General features: G+C 49.4%; 9 protein-coding genes and 1 pseudogene. 6 read left to right on the forward strand and 4 right to left on the reverse strand.

The annotated features are described in order from the left end of the window. The first annotated feature begins 16 nt into the window (after positions 1-16). Complete coding sequence (patB, locus tag Q1M25_RS03560; RefSeq protein WP_300481840.1) at positions 17-1,045, forward strand: peptidoglycan O-acetyltransferase PatB; 1,029 nt, start codon at positions 17-19, stop codon at positions 1,043-1,045. Further along, positions 1,042-2,154, forward strand: a complete 1,113-nt coding sequence (locus Q1M25_RS03565) for an SGNH/GDSL hydrolase family protein (protein ID WP_300481842.1) — start codon at positions 1,042-1,044, stop codon at positions 2,152-2,154. Before patB ends, Q1M25_RS03565 begins: the two co-directional genes overlap by 4 nt. Before the next feature lie 107 nt (positions 2,155-2,261). Here the strand turns inward: Q1M25_RS03565 and Q1M25_RS03570 are convergent, their stop codons facing one another. Beyond that, positions 2,262-2,852 carry a LemA family protein gene (locus Q1M25_RS03570; RefSeq protein WP_300481845.1) on the reverse strand — a complete coding sequence of 197 codons (591 nt, stop codon included), beginning with the start codon at positions 2,850-2,852 and terminating at the stop codon, positions 2,262-2,264. A 141-nt stretch (positions 2,853-2,993) separates the two neighbouring features. Continuing rightward, a complete protein-coding gene (locus Q1M25_RS03575; protein ID WP_300481848.1) occupies positions 2,994-4,082 on the reverse strand; it encodes a metallophosphoesterase in 1,089 nt (362 codons plus the stop codon). A 105-nt stretch (positions 4,083-4,187) separates the two neighbouring features. Here Q1M25_RS03575 and Q1M25_RS03580 point away from each other — a divergent pair, with 105 nt between their 5' ends. The 4 genes from Q1M25_RS03580 (at position 4,188) to recB (ending at position 14,792) form a co-directional block, all read left to right on the forward strand. After that, complete coding sequence (locus tag Q1M25_RS03580; protein ID WP_300481851.1) at positions 4,188-5,096, forward strand: Dyp-type peroxidase; 909 nt, start codon at positions 4,188-4,190, stop codon at positions 5,094-5,096. Positions 5,097-5,305: 209 nt separating this feature from the next. After that, positions 5,306-6,973, forward strand: coding sequence for a ShlB/FhaC/HecB family hemolysin secretion/activation protein (locus tag Q1M25_RS03585; RefSeq protein WP_300481853.1), 1,668 nt, complete (start codon positions 5,306-5,308; stop codon positions 6,971-6,973). 255 nt (positions 6,974-7,228) lie between these two features. Further along, positions 7,229-10,987: a hemagglutinin repeat-containing protein gene (locus Q1M25_RS03590; RefSeq protein ID WP_300481855.1), complete on the forward strand. Its 3,759-nt coding sequence runs from the start codon at positions 7,229-7,231 to the stop codon at positions 10,985-10,987. A gap of 145 nt (positions 10,988-11,132) precedes the next feature. Continuing rightward, positions 11,133-14,792 carry an exodeoxyribonuclease V subunit beta gene (recB, locus tag Q1M25_RS03595; RefSeq protein ID WP_300481858.1) on the forward strand — a complete coding sequence of 1,220 codons (3,660 nt, stop codon included), beginning with the start codon at positions 11,133-11,135 and terminating at the stop codon, positions 14,790-14,792. 161 nt (positions 14,793-14,953) lie between these two features. Here the strand turns inward: recB and Q1M25_RS03605 are convergent, their stop codons facing one another. Together Q1M25_RS03605 and Q1M25_RS03610 are read right to left on the reverse strand one after the other, a co-directional pair. Beyond that, the gene (locus Q1M25_RS03605) at positions 14,954-15,685 is read right to left on the reverse strand and encodes a phosphoadenylyl-sulfate reductase (RefSeq protein ID WP_300481861.1); all 732 of its coding nucleotides are present in this window, start codon (positions 15,683-15,685) and stop codon (positions 14,954-14,956) included. 115 nt (positions 15,686-15,800) lie between these two features. After that, positions 15,801-16,288 (reverse strand): annotated as a pseudogene (locus Q1M25_RS03610) (DNA polymerase IV); the annotation flags it as partial.

Below are 16,288 nucleotides of genomic sequence, written 5' to 3' on the forward strand. Positions count from 1 at the left end.
TTCTAAGGAGCAGAACATGAAACGCTTTATCTCCCTGTTTGTTTCGATTCTGCTCAGTGCGGTTGCACTGACGTGGTTTGCCCAAAACTCCATCAATGCCTATTGGCAGCAGACCTATCATGAAAACAGTCCGCTTGAGCCTTTATCCGAATACGCTTGGTGGCGTATCGGTGCGGATTGGCAACAAAAAGCCTACGAATTTTCAGACGGCCTGAAAGCTTCGCTGGAAGCAGAAGACGCTTTGGTTTCGGAAGACTCTGGCATTGAAACAACAAGGCCGTCTGAAAATACGGAAGACATTGAAACATCGGACAATCAAAAAGAGACTGCTGCTTCTGATGCGGCTAACAATACGGATACCGCCGCCAGCGAGCCAAGCAATCAGGCTGATCAGTCGGCAATGCAGGTTGTATTGAAAAAAGGCAACAAAGTTTTCTTTGCCGGCGACTCGCTGATGCAGGGCGTTGCACCTTTCGTACAAAAACACCTCAAGCAAGAATATGGCGTACAATCGGTCAACCTCAGCAAACAAAGCACCGGCTTGTCCTACCCCAACTTCTTCGACTGGCCGAAAACCATCGAACAAACTTTGCAAAAAGAACCCGACATCCGCGTTTTGGTTGTATTCTTAGGCCCTAACGACCCATGGGATTTCCCGATGGGTAAAAAATACCTGAAGTTCGCCACCCCCGAATGGGAAGCGGAATACCTCAACCGCGTCCGCCGTATTCTTAATGCAGCCTCCACACATGATGTCCAAGTCATTTGGCTGGGCATTCCTTACATGAAAAAAGCCAAGCTCAACGAACAGATGCGCTACCTCGACAAAATCCTGTCGGGTACGGTGTCGCCTCAAGCCATTTGGCTGCCGACCGACAAACTGTTGAGCAATGGCGCAGAAGAATATGCCGACTCTGTCAAAGTAGATGGAAAAATCATCCGTTACCGCAGCAAGGACGGCATTCACTTTTCTGCAGAAGGCCAAAAACTACTGGCCGGAAAAATTATGGAAAAAATTAATTTTACACACGATACACAACCATGAAATTTAATAAAACCTTACTCCTCACGCTTCTCGCACTCCCTATTACCGCCTGCGCAACCAATGACGGCCTGTTAAGCAACTACGGCTCCAACCGCCCTGCCTGGCTGAATAAACTGCAACAGCTAAACAACACTTCAGACGGCAAATTCCGCATTATCCAAGTTGGTGACTCCCACACCGCCGGCGACTATTTCACCGACCGCCTGCGTCGCCGTTTGCAACAACAATGGGGCAATGGCGGCATCGGTTGGGTTTATCCTAATACCGTCAAAGGCCAGCGCATGGCAACCGTCCGTTACAACAGCAGCGGTTGGAACACCATCAGCAGCCGCAAATCACACAGCGATTTTTCTTTCGGCGGTATTGAAGCACGCGCCGATGGCGGCAGCGTTACCTTAAGCGCAGCCGACGGCAGCATGGATATGCAACAAATCTCCATTTTCGGCAAACCGGTTTGGTCCGAGCAAACCCTGACCGTCAACGGCCGCGAAATCCCTGCCACACAAAACGGTTGGCAACTGGTGCGTACCAATGCTTCCCTGCCGATGACCCTCAGCAGCAGCATGCCTTGGCAAATCGGTTTCATTAATATCGAACGCCCCGGACGCGGCGTAACTGTTTCCGCCATGGGCATCAACGGCGCACAGTTATCCCAATGGTCAAAATGGCGGCCGGGTATGTGGGAAGATTTGGCACAAACCAAAGCCGATTTAATCATCCTTGCCTACGGTACCAATGAAGCCTTTTCCGGCAATCTCGATATTTCCTCTACCGAGCGGACATGGCACAATTACATCCGTCAAATCAAAAATACCCTGCCCAATGCAGGTATCCTGATCCTCGGCGCTCCGGAATCTTTGAAAACCGCCTACGGTAGCTGCGGCAACCGCCCTGTCTTGCTCAGCGAAGTACAACAAATGCAGCAACGTGTTGCCCGTGATGAAAAAATCATGTTCTGGTCTTGGCAGGATGCAATGGGCGGAGCATGCAGCATGAAAAACTGGATGGCTCAAGGCTTGGCAGCCAAAGACGGCGTTCACTTCTCTGCACAAGGTTATGAAACCGCAGCCGATAAGCTTGCCGACAGCCTGATCCGCTTTGCCCAATAAATTGGCTAAAGCCTAAGTATTTTTCATTATGAGTACACAAAAGGCCGTCTGAAATATTAATTTCAGACGGCCTTTTATTTATCGCTTATTCAGCAAACTGCTTATTTTTAAGCCAACATATTGCTGCTCATTCGTTGCGTTTGGTTTTCCGTAAAACGAACCAATCTTGCCTGCTTGTCAAAGCCTAATGGCTTGGCGACAAGGCGGTTGGGCAGCTTGTTCAAATGATGGTTGTAGCTTCCGGCTCTGCGGTTGTAAGTGCAGCGTGCCGATGCGACTTCCGCTTCTGCTGCATCCAGCATTTCCATCAAACCGGCCAATTTCTCATCAGGATACTGTTTCAAAAGGCCGCTGACGGCAGTTTGCAATTTTTCCAGCGCATGATTCAATGCTGTTTCGGCTTCGCACAGATGTTTGATTTTGGATTCGGAAAATGTTTTGGCAGTTTGCGCCAATGCGGTTTCGACTTCGGCACACATCTGCTGAACGTTATGATCCGATGCAATGCCCTGCTCTTGCAGGTGTTTGCTGTATGCATCCAATACATGACGGACGGCCTGATGTCGGCAGTCGAGCGCAATGCGCAAAGAGACAAAGGATTCGCGACAGTCTTTTTTGCGGTCTTTCAACTGTTGTTTAAAATACAATAAGACGGCAGCGATTGATACAAAGATAAGTGCAAGACTGATAATGCCCATAGTGAGTTCCCTAGTTATGATGCCACTCATATCGGTGGCTGATTTTATTAACATCGATTATAATCCAATTTCAATATTTTTCCCAATTTTCATAAAAAAGGCCGTCTGAAATTCAGACGGCCTGAAGTTTATATTTCTATTTCAATGCTTTGACTTGATGTCAATAACCCACACTTCTGATTGCGAACCCAAACGCAAGGGAATGCCCCAGAAACCGTAGCCCGAAGTGGTGAAAAAATGGCCGTTGCCGATCGCCTCATAGCCGTAAGCAAGACGATAAAGCGTACGGACGATAAGGTTGGCGGGTGCAACTTGACCGTTGTGGACATGGCCAGAAACCTGCACATCAATCGGCAGCCGGGCATGGGCTTCAATTGAAGTAGGACGGTGGTCCATCAATAAAACCGGTAATTGGGTATTTTGACCTTCCAAAAGCTGCTCCGCAGTGGGGCGTTTACGATCCAAATCATCGCTCCGCCCTACCAGCAACACACCATTCACTTCCAAAACCTGATTGGCCAAAACCGTCAAACCTGCCGCTTCCAATTCATGTTTGATACGCTTCTGATCGCGGAACCAGTCATGATTGCCCAAAGTGGCATAAACGCCCATCGGCGCAGTCAGCTTCTGCAAATGCGGTTTCATGTTCTCTTTCAAGTACGCATCGACGGTATCGTCCATCAAATCCCCCGGCAGCAACACCATATCGACTTGTTCCTGCTTCATGATGTCCGTCAGTTTGTCTAATTGACGCGCGCCGAATAAAATTCCCAAGTGCAAATCGCTAGCCACACCGATACGCAGCGGCTTATCCATTTTCTTATTGATGAATACGGTCTGATGGTGGACCACGGGCGTATAGGCGTTATACATCCCAAAACCGAGCAAACCGGCCACAAACAAAGGCGCAAACAGCCTCAGGCTTCGAGAAAGCGGTTGGCGTGCCACAAAACGGCGCAGCAAAAGATACAGGATAAATGTCGCCAACGCGGCATACATCACAAACAGCAAGATTACCATCCAAAACGCCACCACGCGGAACATCATATGTCCCAACTCCAGCAGCAATCCGACCAACAAGCCGTTTGTAATGAAATAGGAAATACCCATTAGCCAACGTCTGCCAACTTTGCCAATCCAAGGCGCAAACAGCCATTGCAGTGAACGCCCAAGCCCGAATGTAAACACTTGTAACAGAATGACGCTCACAAAAAACATCTTGCCAAACATGCCTTTCCGGCCCTAAAAAAATCAAAAGGCAGATTTTAGGCCGTCTGAAACTTTCAGTGTATAATCTCCCGCGTAAAAACCCATAATATTTTGAAAGGAATCATCATGAGCCAACCTCAATCAGCTATTATTCCTGATCACGCACAAGCCGGTATTTTTATCGAAGCAGACATTTCAGACGGCCGCAACGAAGACATCAAATCTGCCTGCCGCCTTTCTTTGGAATCCTTGGCCAAACTGAAAACCCGTTTTCCAAATGATATTTTGGGTTTGACCATTGCCTTTGGCAGCCGCGCATGGCAATCGTTCGGTCATACTGATGAAGGCAGCGAAATCAAACCTTTCCCTGAATTGGGCAACGGCCTCGCCCCCTCCACCCAACACGATCTCTATATCCACATTCAAGCCACCGAGCAAAAAGCCGCCTATGCCTTAGCTCAATCTGTTTTAGGCGCATTCGGCGACAGCATCCGCGTATCCACTGAAGAACACGGCCTGCGCCTGTATGAAGACCGCGGCTTGGACGGTTTTGTCGATGGTACGGAAAATCCGCAGGGCGATGACAATGTGCGCAATGTCGCCATTATTCCCGAAGGCAAGCCTGATGCCGGCGGCAGCTATGTTTTGCTGCAAAAATACCTGCACGATTTAAAAAAATGGGATGCCGTTCCTACTGCCGAACAAGAAGCCAGCGTTGGCCGCAGCAAAGAAACCAATGACGAATTCAGCGAAGACGTGCGCCTGCCAGATTCCCATCTCGGCCGCGTCAATGTCAAAGAAAACGGCGTTGGTTTGAAAATCGTCCGCCGCAGCTTGCCCTTCGGCAAAATCAGCGGCGAACATGGTTTGATGTTCACTTCCTATTGCAACACGCTGCACAATATCGAAGTTCAACTGCTCAATATGTTCGGCGATGCAGACGGCAAAACCGACTTACTGCTGAAATATTTGTCTAAAGCCGTATCAGGCGCCTACTACTACGCACCTTCTGTCGAGCGTTTGCAAAATCTTTAACGGCTCACAGGCCGTCTGAAAAACCTGCCTTTTCAAAGGCAGGTTTTTGTTATTTAAATCCCATTAATATTTTATGGTATTATCATAGAAATTGATTCCATTATTGCTTCATAAACCCTGATTGCAGACAAGGATAAAAACCGATACGCCCCAAGCAGCTATTTTCGATAAAATAAACCCAATTATTATCCCTATAAAATTACGACACCATGTATAAATCCCGCCTCCTTCCCCTGCCCGTATTGATTCTCTCCGCACTGAACGCCTATGCGGCCAATACGACGAATTCGCTCGATCAAATCGATAAAAACGTATCCAACCAATTCGACAAAGACTTCCGCGATAACCTCGACCAGATTCATTCGGTTGAAATCCAAAAACGCGAACAGTCGGCATGGGATTTACAGAAAAAACAAGATAACGACGCAGTTACACAAGAAGGGCCGTCTGAAAACAATACCGAATGCTTGGATTACACCGGTATCGAACTTTCCGGCATTACGCTCATCGATTCCAAAAAGATTGAAGCTAAGCTCCCCAAATGCATCAATCAAAACAACATCAACCAACTGAACCGAGACATCGTTGCCGAGTATATCGCTCAAGGCTATCCGCACACGCAAATCAAATTTGAAACCACGCCCGAGCGTGTTTTGAAATTAGCAGTCATCGAAGGCAAAATCCGTGAGATTACCGGCAGCTCCCGTACAGTCAACGTCGACACCCTCTTCCCCAATCATCAAGGCAAACCGCTGAACATCCAATACCTCGACCAAGGTATCGAACAGGCAAACCATGTTGTCGGCAACAACGTCAGCATCGATGTTTATCCGCATGATGACGGCACCGCCTCCATCCAACTCAACAACGATGCCGAAAAACATTGGGGCGGCAGCATTACCATCGACAATAAAGGCAGTAAACCCAATACCACGACACTGCGCGGCAGCCTGAATATCGGCAGCCCGTTGGGATTGAGCGACTCCCTTTATCTAAACGGCTATACCAATCTAAACAACCACGACAGCAATTACAGTCGCGGCGGCAGCCTGTTCTACCAAGTTCCTTATGGCGCATGGACATTCAGCACTTACGCCGCCGCGTCGCAATCGCAAAGCATCTTAACGCCCAGCGTGACCCGCTATGCCTACCGCTCCAAATCCAAAGCGGCAGGAATCAAAGCAGACCGCGTATTTTCACGCAGTCAAAAACACATTACCTCCGCCTATGCCAGTATCGATTATGTGAAACAGACTGCAAAATTTGCCGACAGCAAACTGGAATTGCAAAGTCCGGAAATCTATTCGGCACAAGTCGGCCTGTCGCATACAGCCATCCTGCCAAACGGTATTTGGCTCAACAATATCGGCGTGGAACAAGGGTTTGCAAAAAATACCGAACATACGCCGTTCGACAAGCGCTATACCTCTGTATCCTTGCAAAGCAATTTGATTCAAAACCGTCCATTGGATAAATGGATCGTGCGCAACCATCACCAAATCGATGCCCAATATAGCCCGCATGATTTGTTTGCCGCCAAAGAAATGGACATCGTCGGCTATCAAAATGTACGTGGTTTCCGTTCGACTTCTTTGAGCGCAAACAGCGCAGTCCTGTTGAGCAATACCGTTTATTTCCGCCGCAATACGCCCCACGGCATCTATATCGAGCCTTATCTGGGCGCAGACATCGGCGTTGCCAAAAACAATAACGAAGGTTCGCAACGCGCCATGAGCGTAGTTGCAGGTTTGAATTTGGGCAAAGCGGACAAATGGCAACTTTCTGCCGACTATGGCAAAGGTTTTGCACGCATGCCCAACCAATCAAACAGCGAAATACAGGATCATGTGACCGTTTCTTTACGCATTCCATTTTAAAGTTATGTAAATATATATCCTTTTATCCAATATATAAACCGCCCATCTTAACGTTATTAATTTTCTATTAATATCAATAAGATGAGCGGTTTTTATTTGCATTTGAAATAGTGCACACAAGGACATACTGGTGGTATGATTGTAAAAAATTTCATAACAATGTTAATACATTCAAAAATTTCCTCAACAGAAATCCAATACTCGATATGGGATTTCTGATTCAATCTCCATCACGATAAATAAGGATTAAAATCCATGAAAATCGACACTTTATATCAGCCTAAGCTCTCAGCTTCTGGCAAAGTAACTGTCGCCGTGTGCTTTGCATTCCTGGGAAATGCAGCGGTAGCGGCCAATATCGAAGCCATCGGCCAAACTTCGGTACAGCAGCAGCACAATGTTGACATCGTCAATATTGCCGCACCGACAGCCCAAGGTCTTTCTCACAACCAATATAACAAGTACAACGTTTCCCAACACGGCGCCGTTTTGAATAACGCCCTGTCTGCCGGTAAATCCCAACTGGCCGGAAACCTGTCTGCCAACAAAAACTTCCAAGGTCAGGCCGCATCTGTGATCTTGAACGAAGTGGTCAGCAAAAACCCTTCTCTGATCTTAGGTCAGCAAGAGATCTTCGGTATTGCCGCAGACTATGTTTTGGCAAACCCTAACGGCATTACCCACAACGGCGGCAGCATTCTAAATGCCAACCGCGCATCCTTGGTTGTCGGTACGCCAACCGTTTCAGACGGCGCGTTGAAATCTTTCAATATCAGCGACAATGGCAAACAACTGCAAGTAAACGGCAATTTGAGCGGCAACCGCGTAGTTGACCTGCTCGCGCCGCAAGTTGTAGTCGGCAAATCAGCCAACGTTAATGCCGCCGATGCCATCAACGTTTCTTCAGGCAAAAGCAACTTCGACTACAAAACTGCACAAATCGAAGCATTGGACGCTGCCTCAAATGCGCCGGTGCTTGACGGTCATATCTTCGGCAGTATGCGCGCCGGTACCATCCGTATCCACGCGACCGACAAACGCGCCAAACAAAACATTCAAAATGCCACCATTACCGGTACCCGCTACCTGAATATCGACAGTAAAGGCAACCTGAGCATTCAGTCCGCCAACCTGACCGGCGCACAAATGGAATTGTTTGCCCGCGATACCGACATCAAAGGCACGGTTACCAGCCATTCCGCCAATAAATCTTCCAGCGGCAAAGAAGCGCAAAATGTTCAGCACTTCCGTTCAGACCGCAACAAAACTGAAAACTTTACCGCCAGCAATATCAATGCATCCGAGTCATTGACTTTGAACAATAGCGGCAGCCTCAACCTGAGCGCAGCCAACATCAATGCCGGCGCGCTGACCGCCTCTGCCACAGGCAACATCAATTCTAACGCGGTAAAAACAACCAACCGTACAGAATCCGACCACACTCAAAGCAAAGGCCTTTGGTACAACAACAACCTGAGCTCCTCTACTGACGAAAGCCTGCATCAAACCAAAATCAATGCCGGTTCTGTCAATATTGCCACCACAGGCAAAGTCCAATTGGATGCGACCGAACTGAACTCGGCTGCTGATGCTCGCATTGCCGCCCAACAAGGCATCGTATTGAGCAGCAACAGCGAAACCGACAGCAGCTCGACTTATGTCAGCTTCAAAAATGAAACTGCTGCCCTGAAAACCGGTATCGCTACAAAATCTTCAAAAAACTCTACCGCCCATCAAACTAAAATCTCCGCAGCCGGTGATATCGGTTTGATTTCCGAAGGCGATTTGAGCACTTACGGCGCAAGCATTGCGGCAAACGGCAATGTCGTTACCGATGTCAACAACATCAACTTGGGTACTCAAACCACCATCAACACCAACAGCCTCGATGACCAGAAAAAATACTGGGGCGGCCTGTTCGGCGGTGAAAGCCAAGTTCAAAACAACCGCACCGAAAACCTGCACGGCAGCAGCATTACTGCCAACTCAAACGTAGTCTTGGGTGCAAAAAACGGCGTCAACGTTTACGGCAGTACCGTTGAAGGCCAAGCCGGTACATTCGTCAGCTCCAAAGCAGGCAACGTTGATATTAAAAACGCCACCAGCACCGATACTTCCGCACAAAGCGCGCGTAAAGGTACGATTTTCAATATCACGACCTCTAAAACCAGCAGCAACAGCAGCATTGAAAAAGTAACTGGTTCCACCCTGGTTTCCAATGCCGACCTGACCGTTGTTTCCAACAAAGACATCAATGTGATCGGCTCTGCATTGTTTGCGGCACAAAAACTGCAACTTTCTTCCGCAGGCGATTTGACCATTGATGCTGCCAAAGCGGTAGAAAACAAACAGGTCAACGAGTATTCCATCAAAGGCTACTCTGGCACCGAAACCAATAAAGAAAACGGTAGCGTGACTGCCAAAGCCGGTATCAAATTCACCGATACCCATACCGACACCCATTCTGTCGGCCTAAACGGCAGCATTTTGACCGGTAAAAACACCCAGTTGTCTTCCAACTCAAACGTTACCGTCAGCGGCAGCCAAGTCAACGGCGAAGAATCTGTCAACATTTCCACAGCCAATGACGTCAATGTTGTTGCATCCAAAGGCAGCAACACTGTAACCGAATCCGGCCGCGTAACCGATTTGGGCGTCTCTGCTACTGCATACGAAAAAAATAACGTTGCAGGCGTCGGCGTATCTGTCGGCATTACCAGCACCAAAACAGATGCAACTACCGTAACGAATACATCTCATGTATCCAACATCAACACCGGCGGCAACACCACCATCACTGCCAACGGCAATATTAATCAAGAAGGTACCGTGATTAATGCGACCGGCAATGTGGTTGAATCTGCCAAAAACGTTACCCATGCAGCGGCACACAGCGGCGCGAAATCCGATGTGAAACAAAACGGCGGCAGTTTGGTCGTTTCTGCCGGCATCAGCACCAACAAAGGCATCGGCGGTGAAATCACTGCACAAGGTCAAGGCAATTCTTCGACCCACAATGAATCCACTGCAACCGCCACCACCATCAACGCAGGCAATGCCATCGTTTTGGCAAATGACAAAGTGTCTGATGAAGGTACAAAATACGATGCTACCGGTGCGATCAACATTGACGCAGGTTCATACCACAATACTGCCGCTCACAACACCAGCAACAGCAGCAGCAAACAAGGCGGCGCTTCTTTGACTGTCGGCGCATACACTAAAGACGGTTCAAACGTTGATGTGAATGCCAACCTGAACGTCAACTACGCTGATGAAAACAAAAAAGAATCTACCGCCGTCAAAGGCGATATGAATGCGACCAATGTTGTCATCAACGCCAAAGACTCTGCTGAAATCGCATCCAACATTACTGCCAACAACAACGTCAACATTACCGCAGGCAACGGTGTAACCTTCACCGAGTCAGCCAATACTGCCTCCAACCAAGGTACAGCCGTTAATGTCGGTATCGGCGCTGGTGCGACAATCAATGTTGAAACCGGTGTGGCCGTTCCTCATGTCAACGGCTCTGTCGGCGTCAACAAAACCGATAACGCTTCTTCTACCGCCGCAGGCGCAAATGTAGCGGCCGGCAACGATATTAAAATCAATGCCAACAACGGCGACGTCAACCTGCACGGTACCAACTTGGTATCCAACAACTCCGTTGAATTAGAAGGCAACAAAGTCAATACTTCCGGCGCGATCAGCAGCGTTAACGAAAAAAATCTGACCGTCAATGTCAACGGCAGCTATGCTTCAGGCAAACCAAACGGCGGCATCAACGCCAAAGGTAAAAACGACGCCAACGTGACCAATACGGCAAACGTCATCCAAAGCGACAATGTCGTTATTACTACCGGCTCTCCAACCGGTTTGAGCGTCAACAATACGGCCATCAACGGTAATAATGTTGTGCACTACTATGACAACACTAAAGCTTCTGCGGCGAACCGTTATACCTATCGTCCCCGCCAACCAAGCTACGCCAAACGCCGTTTGCGTTACTAAGATGCGCTATTGAAGTCATTTGAATAGCCATTAAGACATGCCGTCTGAAAACAGTAAGTTTTCAGACGGCATTTTTATCATCGATGCAAAACCACACACTATCTCTGTTATGATAATGCCTCGCTAATACTATTCCGTTCCAACCATGTCTTCCGCCCTTCCTTTTGACGCGCTCACCCTTTCCATCGACGGCACCAACCTCATCGAAGCCTCCGCCGGTACGGGTAAAACCTACGGCATTGCCGCGCTCTTTACCCGACTGATTGTTTTAGAAAAAAAAGACATCGAGAAAATTCTGGTCGTTACCTTTACCAAAGCGGCGACGGCAGAACTGAAAACCCGTTTGCGCGCACGTTTGGACGAAGTGTTGCAGGTTTTGAACGAAATCCAAACCTTGGGCGGCAAGCCGGAACATATTTCAGACGGCCTGAATAAATATTACGAAAAAGAGAAAAAATCCCCCGATGACTTTCTCAATCGCTTGATTCCTTTGGCTTTAGGTGAGCAAGACGGACAGGAAAGCTGCCATCGCCTGATTCTCCGCCTCAAAGCCGCGCTGAGCCAGTTTGACAACGCATCGATTTACACCATCCACGGCTTCTGTCAGCGCGTCTTGCGCGATTACGCGTTTTTGTGCGGCGCACCTTTGGATGTCGAGCTGTCGGACGACTCACGCGAGAGGCTGCTGATTCCAGCGCAGGACTTTTGGCGGCAGAAAGTGGCGACCGATACCACATTGGCACAATTGGTTTTTGACCGAAAATGCACGCCCGAAGAAATGCTTGCCGAAATCAAAAGCTATACCGGCCGCCCCTATCTGAAATTCAGACGGCCTGAAGGCAATTTGAAAGAAGCTCAAGCCAATCTTCAAGAAACATGGCAAAAAGTTTGCGGCCAGTTGGAAGACTTGAAAAAAGCGTTTTGGGCAATCTTTCCCAAACTTAACGGCAATATCTACAGAAAAAATACCTTTGAAAATGTTTTTACCGATTTAAAAACAAACGCCGAATCCAACCGTCTGCCCCGCCTGAGCAAACAAACGCTGGAAAAATTAAGCCTCTTCAGTATCGATACGCTCAACAGCAAACTGAAAAAAGAATATAAAGCTGATGCCGATGCGCCGGAAATTATTCAGCTGCAAGTCTTAGCCAATCTCGGTCGTGATTTGCAGGCAATGGAAAGCGCGGAAGAAGCAGTCTTCATCTGCCTGCAACTCGACCTCCTTTCCCACATCAATCAGTCCATTGCCGAACAAAAAAAATCACGCCGCGAGCGCGTGTTTGACGATTTGCTGCTGGACGTCCATCAGGCATTGACCACCAATGAACACGGCAACGCGTTGGCAAAAGCTGCGGCGGCAAACTGGGAAATCGCGCTGATTGACGAATTCCAAGATACCGACCCGCTGCAATACGAAATTTTCCGCCAAATTTTTATCGAACAAGGCTGCCCGCTGTTTCTTGTTGGCGACCCCAAACAGGCAATTTACAGCTTTCGCGGTGCGGACATTTACGCCTATCTGCAAGCCGCGCAAGATGCGGACAGACATTACACCCTTGCCGTCAACTACCGCAGCCATGCCAAGCTGATTAACGGCATCAGCGCCTTGTTCAAACAAAAAAAACACCCCTTTGTATTGGAAAACATCGATTACAGCGATGTCTCCGCCAGCCGCGCCGAAAGCTGGCTGTCGCCACACCGCCCCGCCATCCAAGTGCGCTGGCTCAATACGGACGATCAAACCGGCAAAGAGATTTTGCGCAGCCGAGCCGCCGAATATTGTGCCGATGAAATTGCCTTTGCGCTCAATGAAGCAGCCGAAGGCCGTCTGAATTTCAAAGGCCGCGCGTTGGAATCCGGCGACATTGCCGTTTTGGTCCGTACCAACAACGAAGCGGCGATGATTGCCGGAAAACTGAAACAGCGCCGTATCCAAAGCGTGTTGCTGTCGCGCCAGTCCGTTTTCGATTCCGCCGAGGCCGACTCGCTGTCCGCGCTGATCGGCTTTTGGCTCAACCCAAGGCAAACCGACTGGCTGCGCTTTGTCTTGACCGGCGTTTTGTTCGGCTATACCGCCAAAGAGATTTACGAGCTCAACCACAACGAACATCAGCTGCTCAAATGGCTGGAGTCATCTGCCGAAGCCATGGAAAAATGGCGGAAAGGCGGCATTTTTGCCGCCGTGCAGCAGTTTGCCGCCCGACATGACATCGAAACACGCCTGCTCAAGGGCGGCAACGAACGCAGTCTGACCAATTACTACCAAATTCTGGAGCTTTTGGCCGAAGAAGACAGCCAAAGCCGAAACCCCGCCGCCCTGCATAAATGGTTAAACGAGCAAATCAGCCGTGCGCGCAGCGGCCATTTCCCGTCAGACGCGCAAACCATCCGTCTTGAAAGCGACGAAAAACTGGTCAAAATCGTTACCATGCATGCGTCGAAAGGTTTGCAATATCCTTTGGTTTACTGCCCCTTCGCATGGGATACCAAAGACAATTCCAAAGAAAACTGGAAAATCCTGCATACTGAAAGCCACGAAACCGAGCTACTGGCAAAATCGCAAACCTCGGAAGCAGAATTAAGCCACCTTGCCGACGAAAAGACGGCGGAAGATTTACGCCTGCTTTATGTCACCCTTACCCGCGCCGAAGAACAGCTCAACATCTACGCCGCCGCCAACAAAAACTGTACGCCAAACAATCCTTTTGCCTATCTGCTCGAAGGTTTACCGGATGCCGGCCGCGAAAGCGTCAGCCAAAGCTATAAAAGCGCGACAGACGTTGTGGAAATGCTTAAAACCAACTGGCAACGCTTTATCAAAAACGCGCCTGAAAATACGGAGTTTGCCTTCACGGAAGAAGCCCCGCCGGAAACCGTCTATCAATACAGCCGCCAGCAAGACCAAGCCTTGAGCGCACAGAGCATTAAACGCCGCGATTTTGACTTTATCCGCCACACCAGCTTTACCGGTTTGAGCAGGCATACCAAGTCAACCGACGAACAACACGAACCTTTGCAACCTGCCATCGATCCGGCAGAAAGCGCAGACCGTGCCATACCGTCTGAAAACCTGCCGTCTCCGCTTTCAGACGGCCTCGATATCCACCATTTTCCCCGCGGCACCAATGCCGGCGTATGTTTGCATGAAATGCTGGAAAAACTCGACTTCTCCGCCTCTGCCGAGAGCCAATCCGAAATGATTGCCGAAGTTTTGCAACGCCACAGCTTTGAAGACAAATGGCTGCCGACGGTAAGCGCTATGCTCGACACCTGCCGCCTGACGCCTTTAATCGGCGAGAGCCTGTCGCAGATTCCGCCGAGCCGACGCCTACCCGAAATGGGGTTTACCCTGTACATGGACGATTTCAAACTGGACGACTTGCGCCGTTGGTTTGCCTCAAGCGAAGCAAACCTGCCGCCCGAATGCGTCCAAGCCGCGCAACTGCTTGATTTCCATGATTTACAAGGCTATTTGAACGGCTTTATCGATATGGTTTGCCAAGATTCAAACGGCAATGTCGTTTTAATCGACTACAAATCCAACCATTTGGGCAACGATGCAAGCGCCTACACCCAACAAGCGATGAACGAAGCCGTGGCGAATCATCACTACTACCTGCAAGCCCTGATCTACGCCGTTGCCATCGCGCGCTACTATGCCCTGCGCGGCAAGCCGTTGCCCAAAATCGCCATCCGCTACCTCTTCCTGCGCGGCATGGACGGCTCGGATCAAGGCATTTGGAAATGGGACATCGATACCGCCCTGCTTTCCACTTTTTTTGAACGAAAAACAAATTCTTTATAAATTATTTTGTTATAGTGGATTAAATTTAAATCAGGACAAGGCGACGAAGCCGCAGACAGTACAGATAGTACGGCAAGGCGAGGCAACGCTGTACTGGTTTAAATTTAATCCACTATAAACCGTCAAAAAGGCCGTCTGAAACGTTTTCAGACGGCCTTTGATTATTTGTGCAAACCGCATTCCTTACTGTCTTTGCTTTCCCACCACCATCGTCCGGCGCGGATATTTTCGCCCAACTTGACCGGACGCGTGCAGGGTTCGCACCCAATGCTGGGATAGCCTTGATGATACAGCGCATTAAGCGGAACTTGGTGCTCGTGCGCATATGCCCAAACATCCTGCTCTTCCCAATCGAAAATAGGATTGAATTTGGCGATGTTGCGGCCGGTATCCAGCTCTTCAAAATTCAATTCGCTGCGTGTTTCGGACTGGCTGCGGCGTTGTCCGGTCAGCCATGCGGGGGCGTTGTGCAAAGCGCGGTTAAGCGGTTCAATTTTGCGGATATGGCAGCAACGGCGGCGCAACTCGACGCTGTCGTACATAGCAGCCGTGCCAAACTCCGCTTCAAATTCAACGGCGGTTTGCTGGTTGGGATAAAACACTTCTAATTCGGTTTGATAGCGCGCATTGGTTTCGGCAATCAGTGAGGCGGTTTCGGGATTGAGTTTGCCCGTATTGAGCGTGATGATGCGGATGGGCAGTTTCAGACGGCACACGGCATCGGTAATGACCATATCTTCAACCGCAAGGCTGGATGCGAATACGGCTTGCGGATAGCGTGCGGCAATGTCTTGCAAACGGCGCTCCAAAGCAGCTGCCAATTCAGGCAGGCGGCGGCGTTCGGCATCGCTGATTTCGGGGATTTTCCAGAATTGGGGACGGAATAAAGACATGGCTGGTTGTTCCTAATAATTTTCAGACGGCCTGTTGAAACGGCTGTCGATATGGTTATGGAACGATATTGTCCTGCGCCCTATCTTCAAACGGAAAGAATGCTTTTCTATTTCTTTATAACCAAAGCGTCTGCTGCTGGTTTTTCGGCAGCAAATGACTCACGCCGATACCGATCAGGCGGAAGGCGTCTTCGCGTTGCGGCGGTATGCGTTGCAACAAAGTATGCGCCGCCTGAAGCAGAGAGGCGCTGTCGGGAAGGACGGAAGAATACGTCAGCGAACGCGTGATAATGCGAAAATCGTGGGTTTTGAGTTTGAGGGTAACGCCTTTGGCTTCGACGTTTTTACGTTCGATTTGCCGCCAGAGGTCTTCGGCAAGGTGCGGCAAATGGCTTGAAGCCTGCACCAAAGACAAATCTTCGGGCAAGGTGATTTCGGTTGAGATTTGCAGGCGTTCGCGTTCGGCTTTGACCGGTCGCTCGTCGATACCGCGTGCCAAATCGTAAAGGCGGTAGCCGTAGCGGCCGAAATGGTTTAAAAGTTCGCCGCGCTCAAAACGGCGCAAATCGCCGGCAGTCTGCATACCGAGGGCATTCATCTTTT

The organism is uncultured Neisseria sp. (assembly GCF_951230505.1).
Classification (GTDB): Bacteria; Pseudomonadota; Gammaproteobacteria; order Burkholderiales; family Neisseriaceae; genus Neisseria.

Excerpts from the sequence above, each read along its gene's own strand:
- Q1M25_RS03565 (WP_300481842.1), top strand. The coding sequence starts at position 1,042 with ATGAAATTTAATAAAACCTTACTCCTCACGCTTCTCGCACTCCCTATT.
- recB (WP_300481858.1), top strand. The coding sequence starts at position 11,133 with ATGTCTTCCGCCCTTCCTTTTGACGCGCTCACCCTTTCCATCGACGGC.
- patB (WP_300481840.1), top strand. The coding sequence starts at position 17 with ATGAAACGCTTTATCTCCCTGTTTGTTTCGATTCTGCTCAGTGCGGTT.
- Q1M25_RS03605 (WP_300481861.1), bottom strand. The coding sequence starts at position 15,685 with ATGTCTTTATTCCGTCCCCAATTCTGGAAAATCCCCGAAATCAGCGAT.
- Q1M25_RS03580 (WP_300481851.1), top strand. The coding sequence starts at position 4,188 with ATGAGCCAACCTCAATCAGCTATTATTCCTGATCACGCACAAGCCGGT.
- Q1M25_RS03575 (WP_300481848.1), bottom strand. The coding sequence starts at position 4,082 with ATGTTTGGCAAGATGTTTTTTGTGAGCGTCATTCTGTTACAAGTGTTT.
- Q1M25_RS03570 (WP_300481845.1), bottom strand. The coding sequence starts at position 2,852 with ATGGGCATTATCAGTCTTGCACTTATCTTTGTATCAATCGCTGCCGTC.
- Q1M25_RS03585 (WP_300481853.1), top strand. The coding sequence starts at position 5,306 with ATGTATAAATCCCGCCTCCTTCCCCTGCCCGTATTGATTCTCTCCGCA.
- Q1M25_RS03590 (WP_300481855.1), top strand. The coding sequence starts at position 7,229 with ATGAAAATCGACACTTTATATCAGCCTAAGCTCTCAGCTTCTGGCAAA.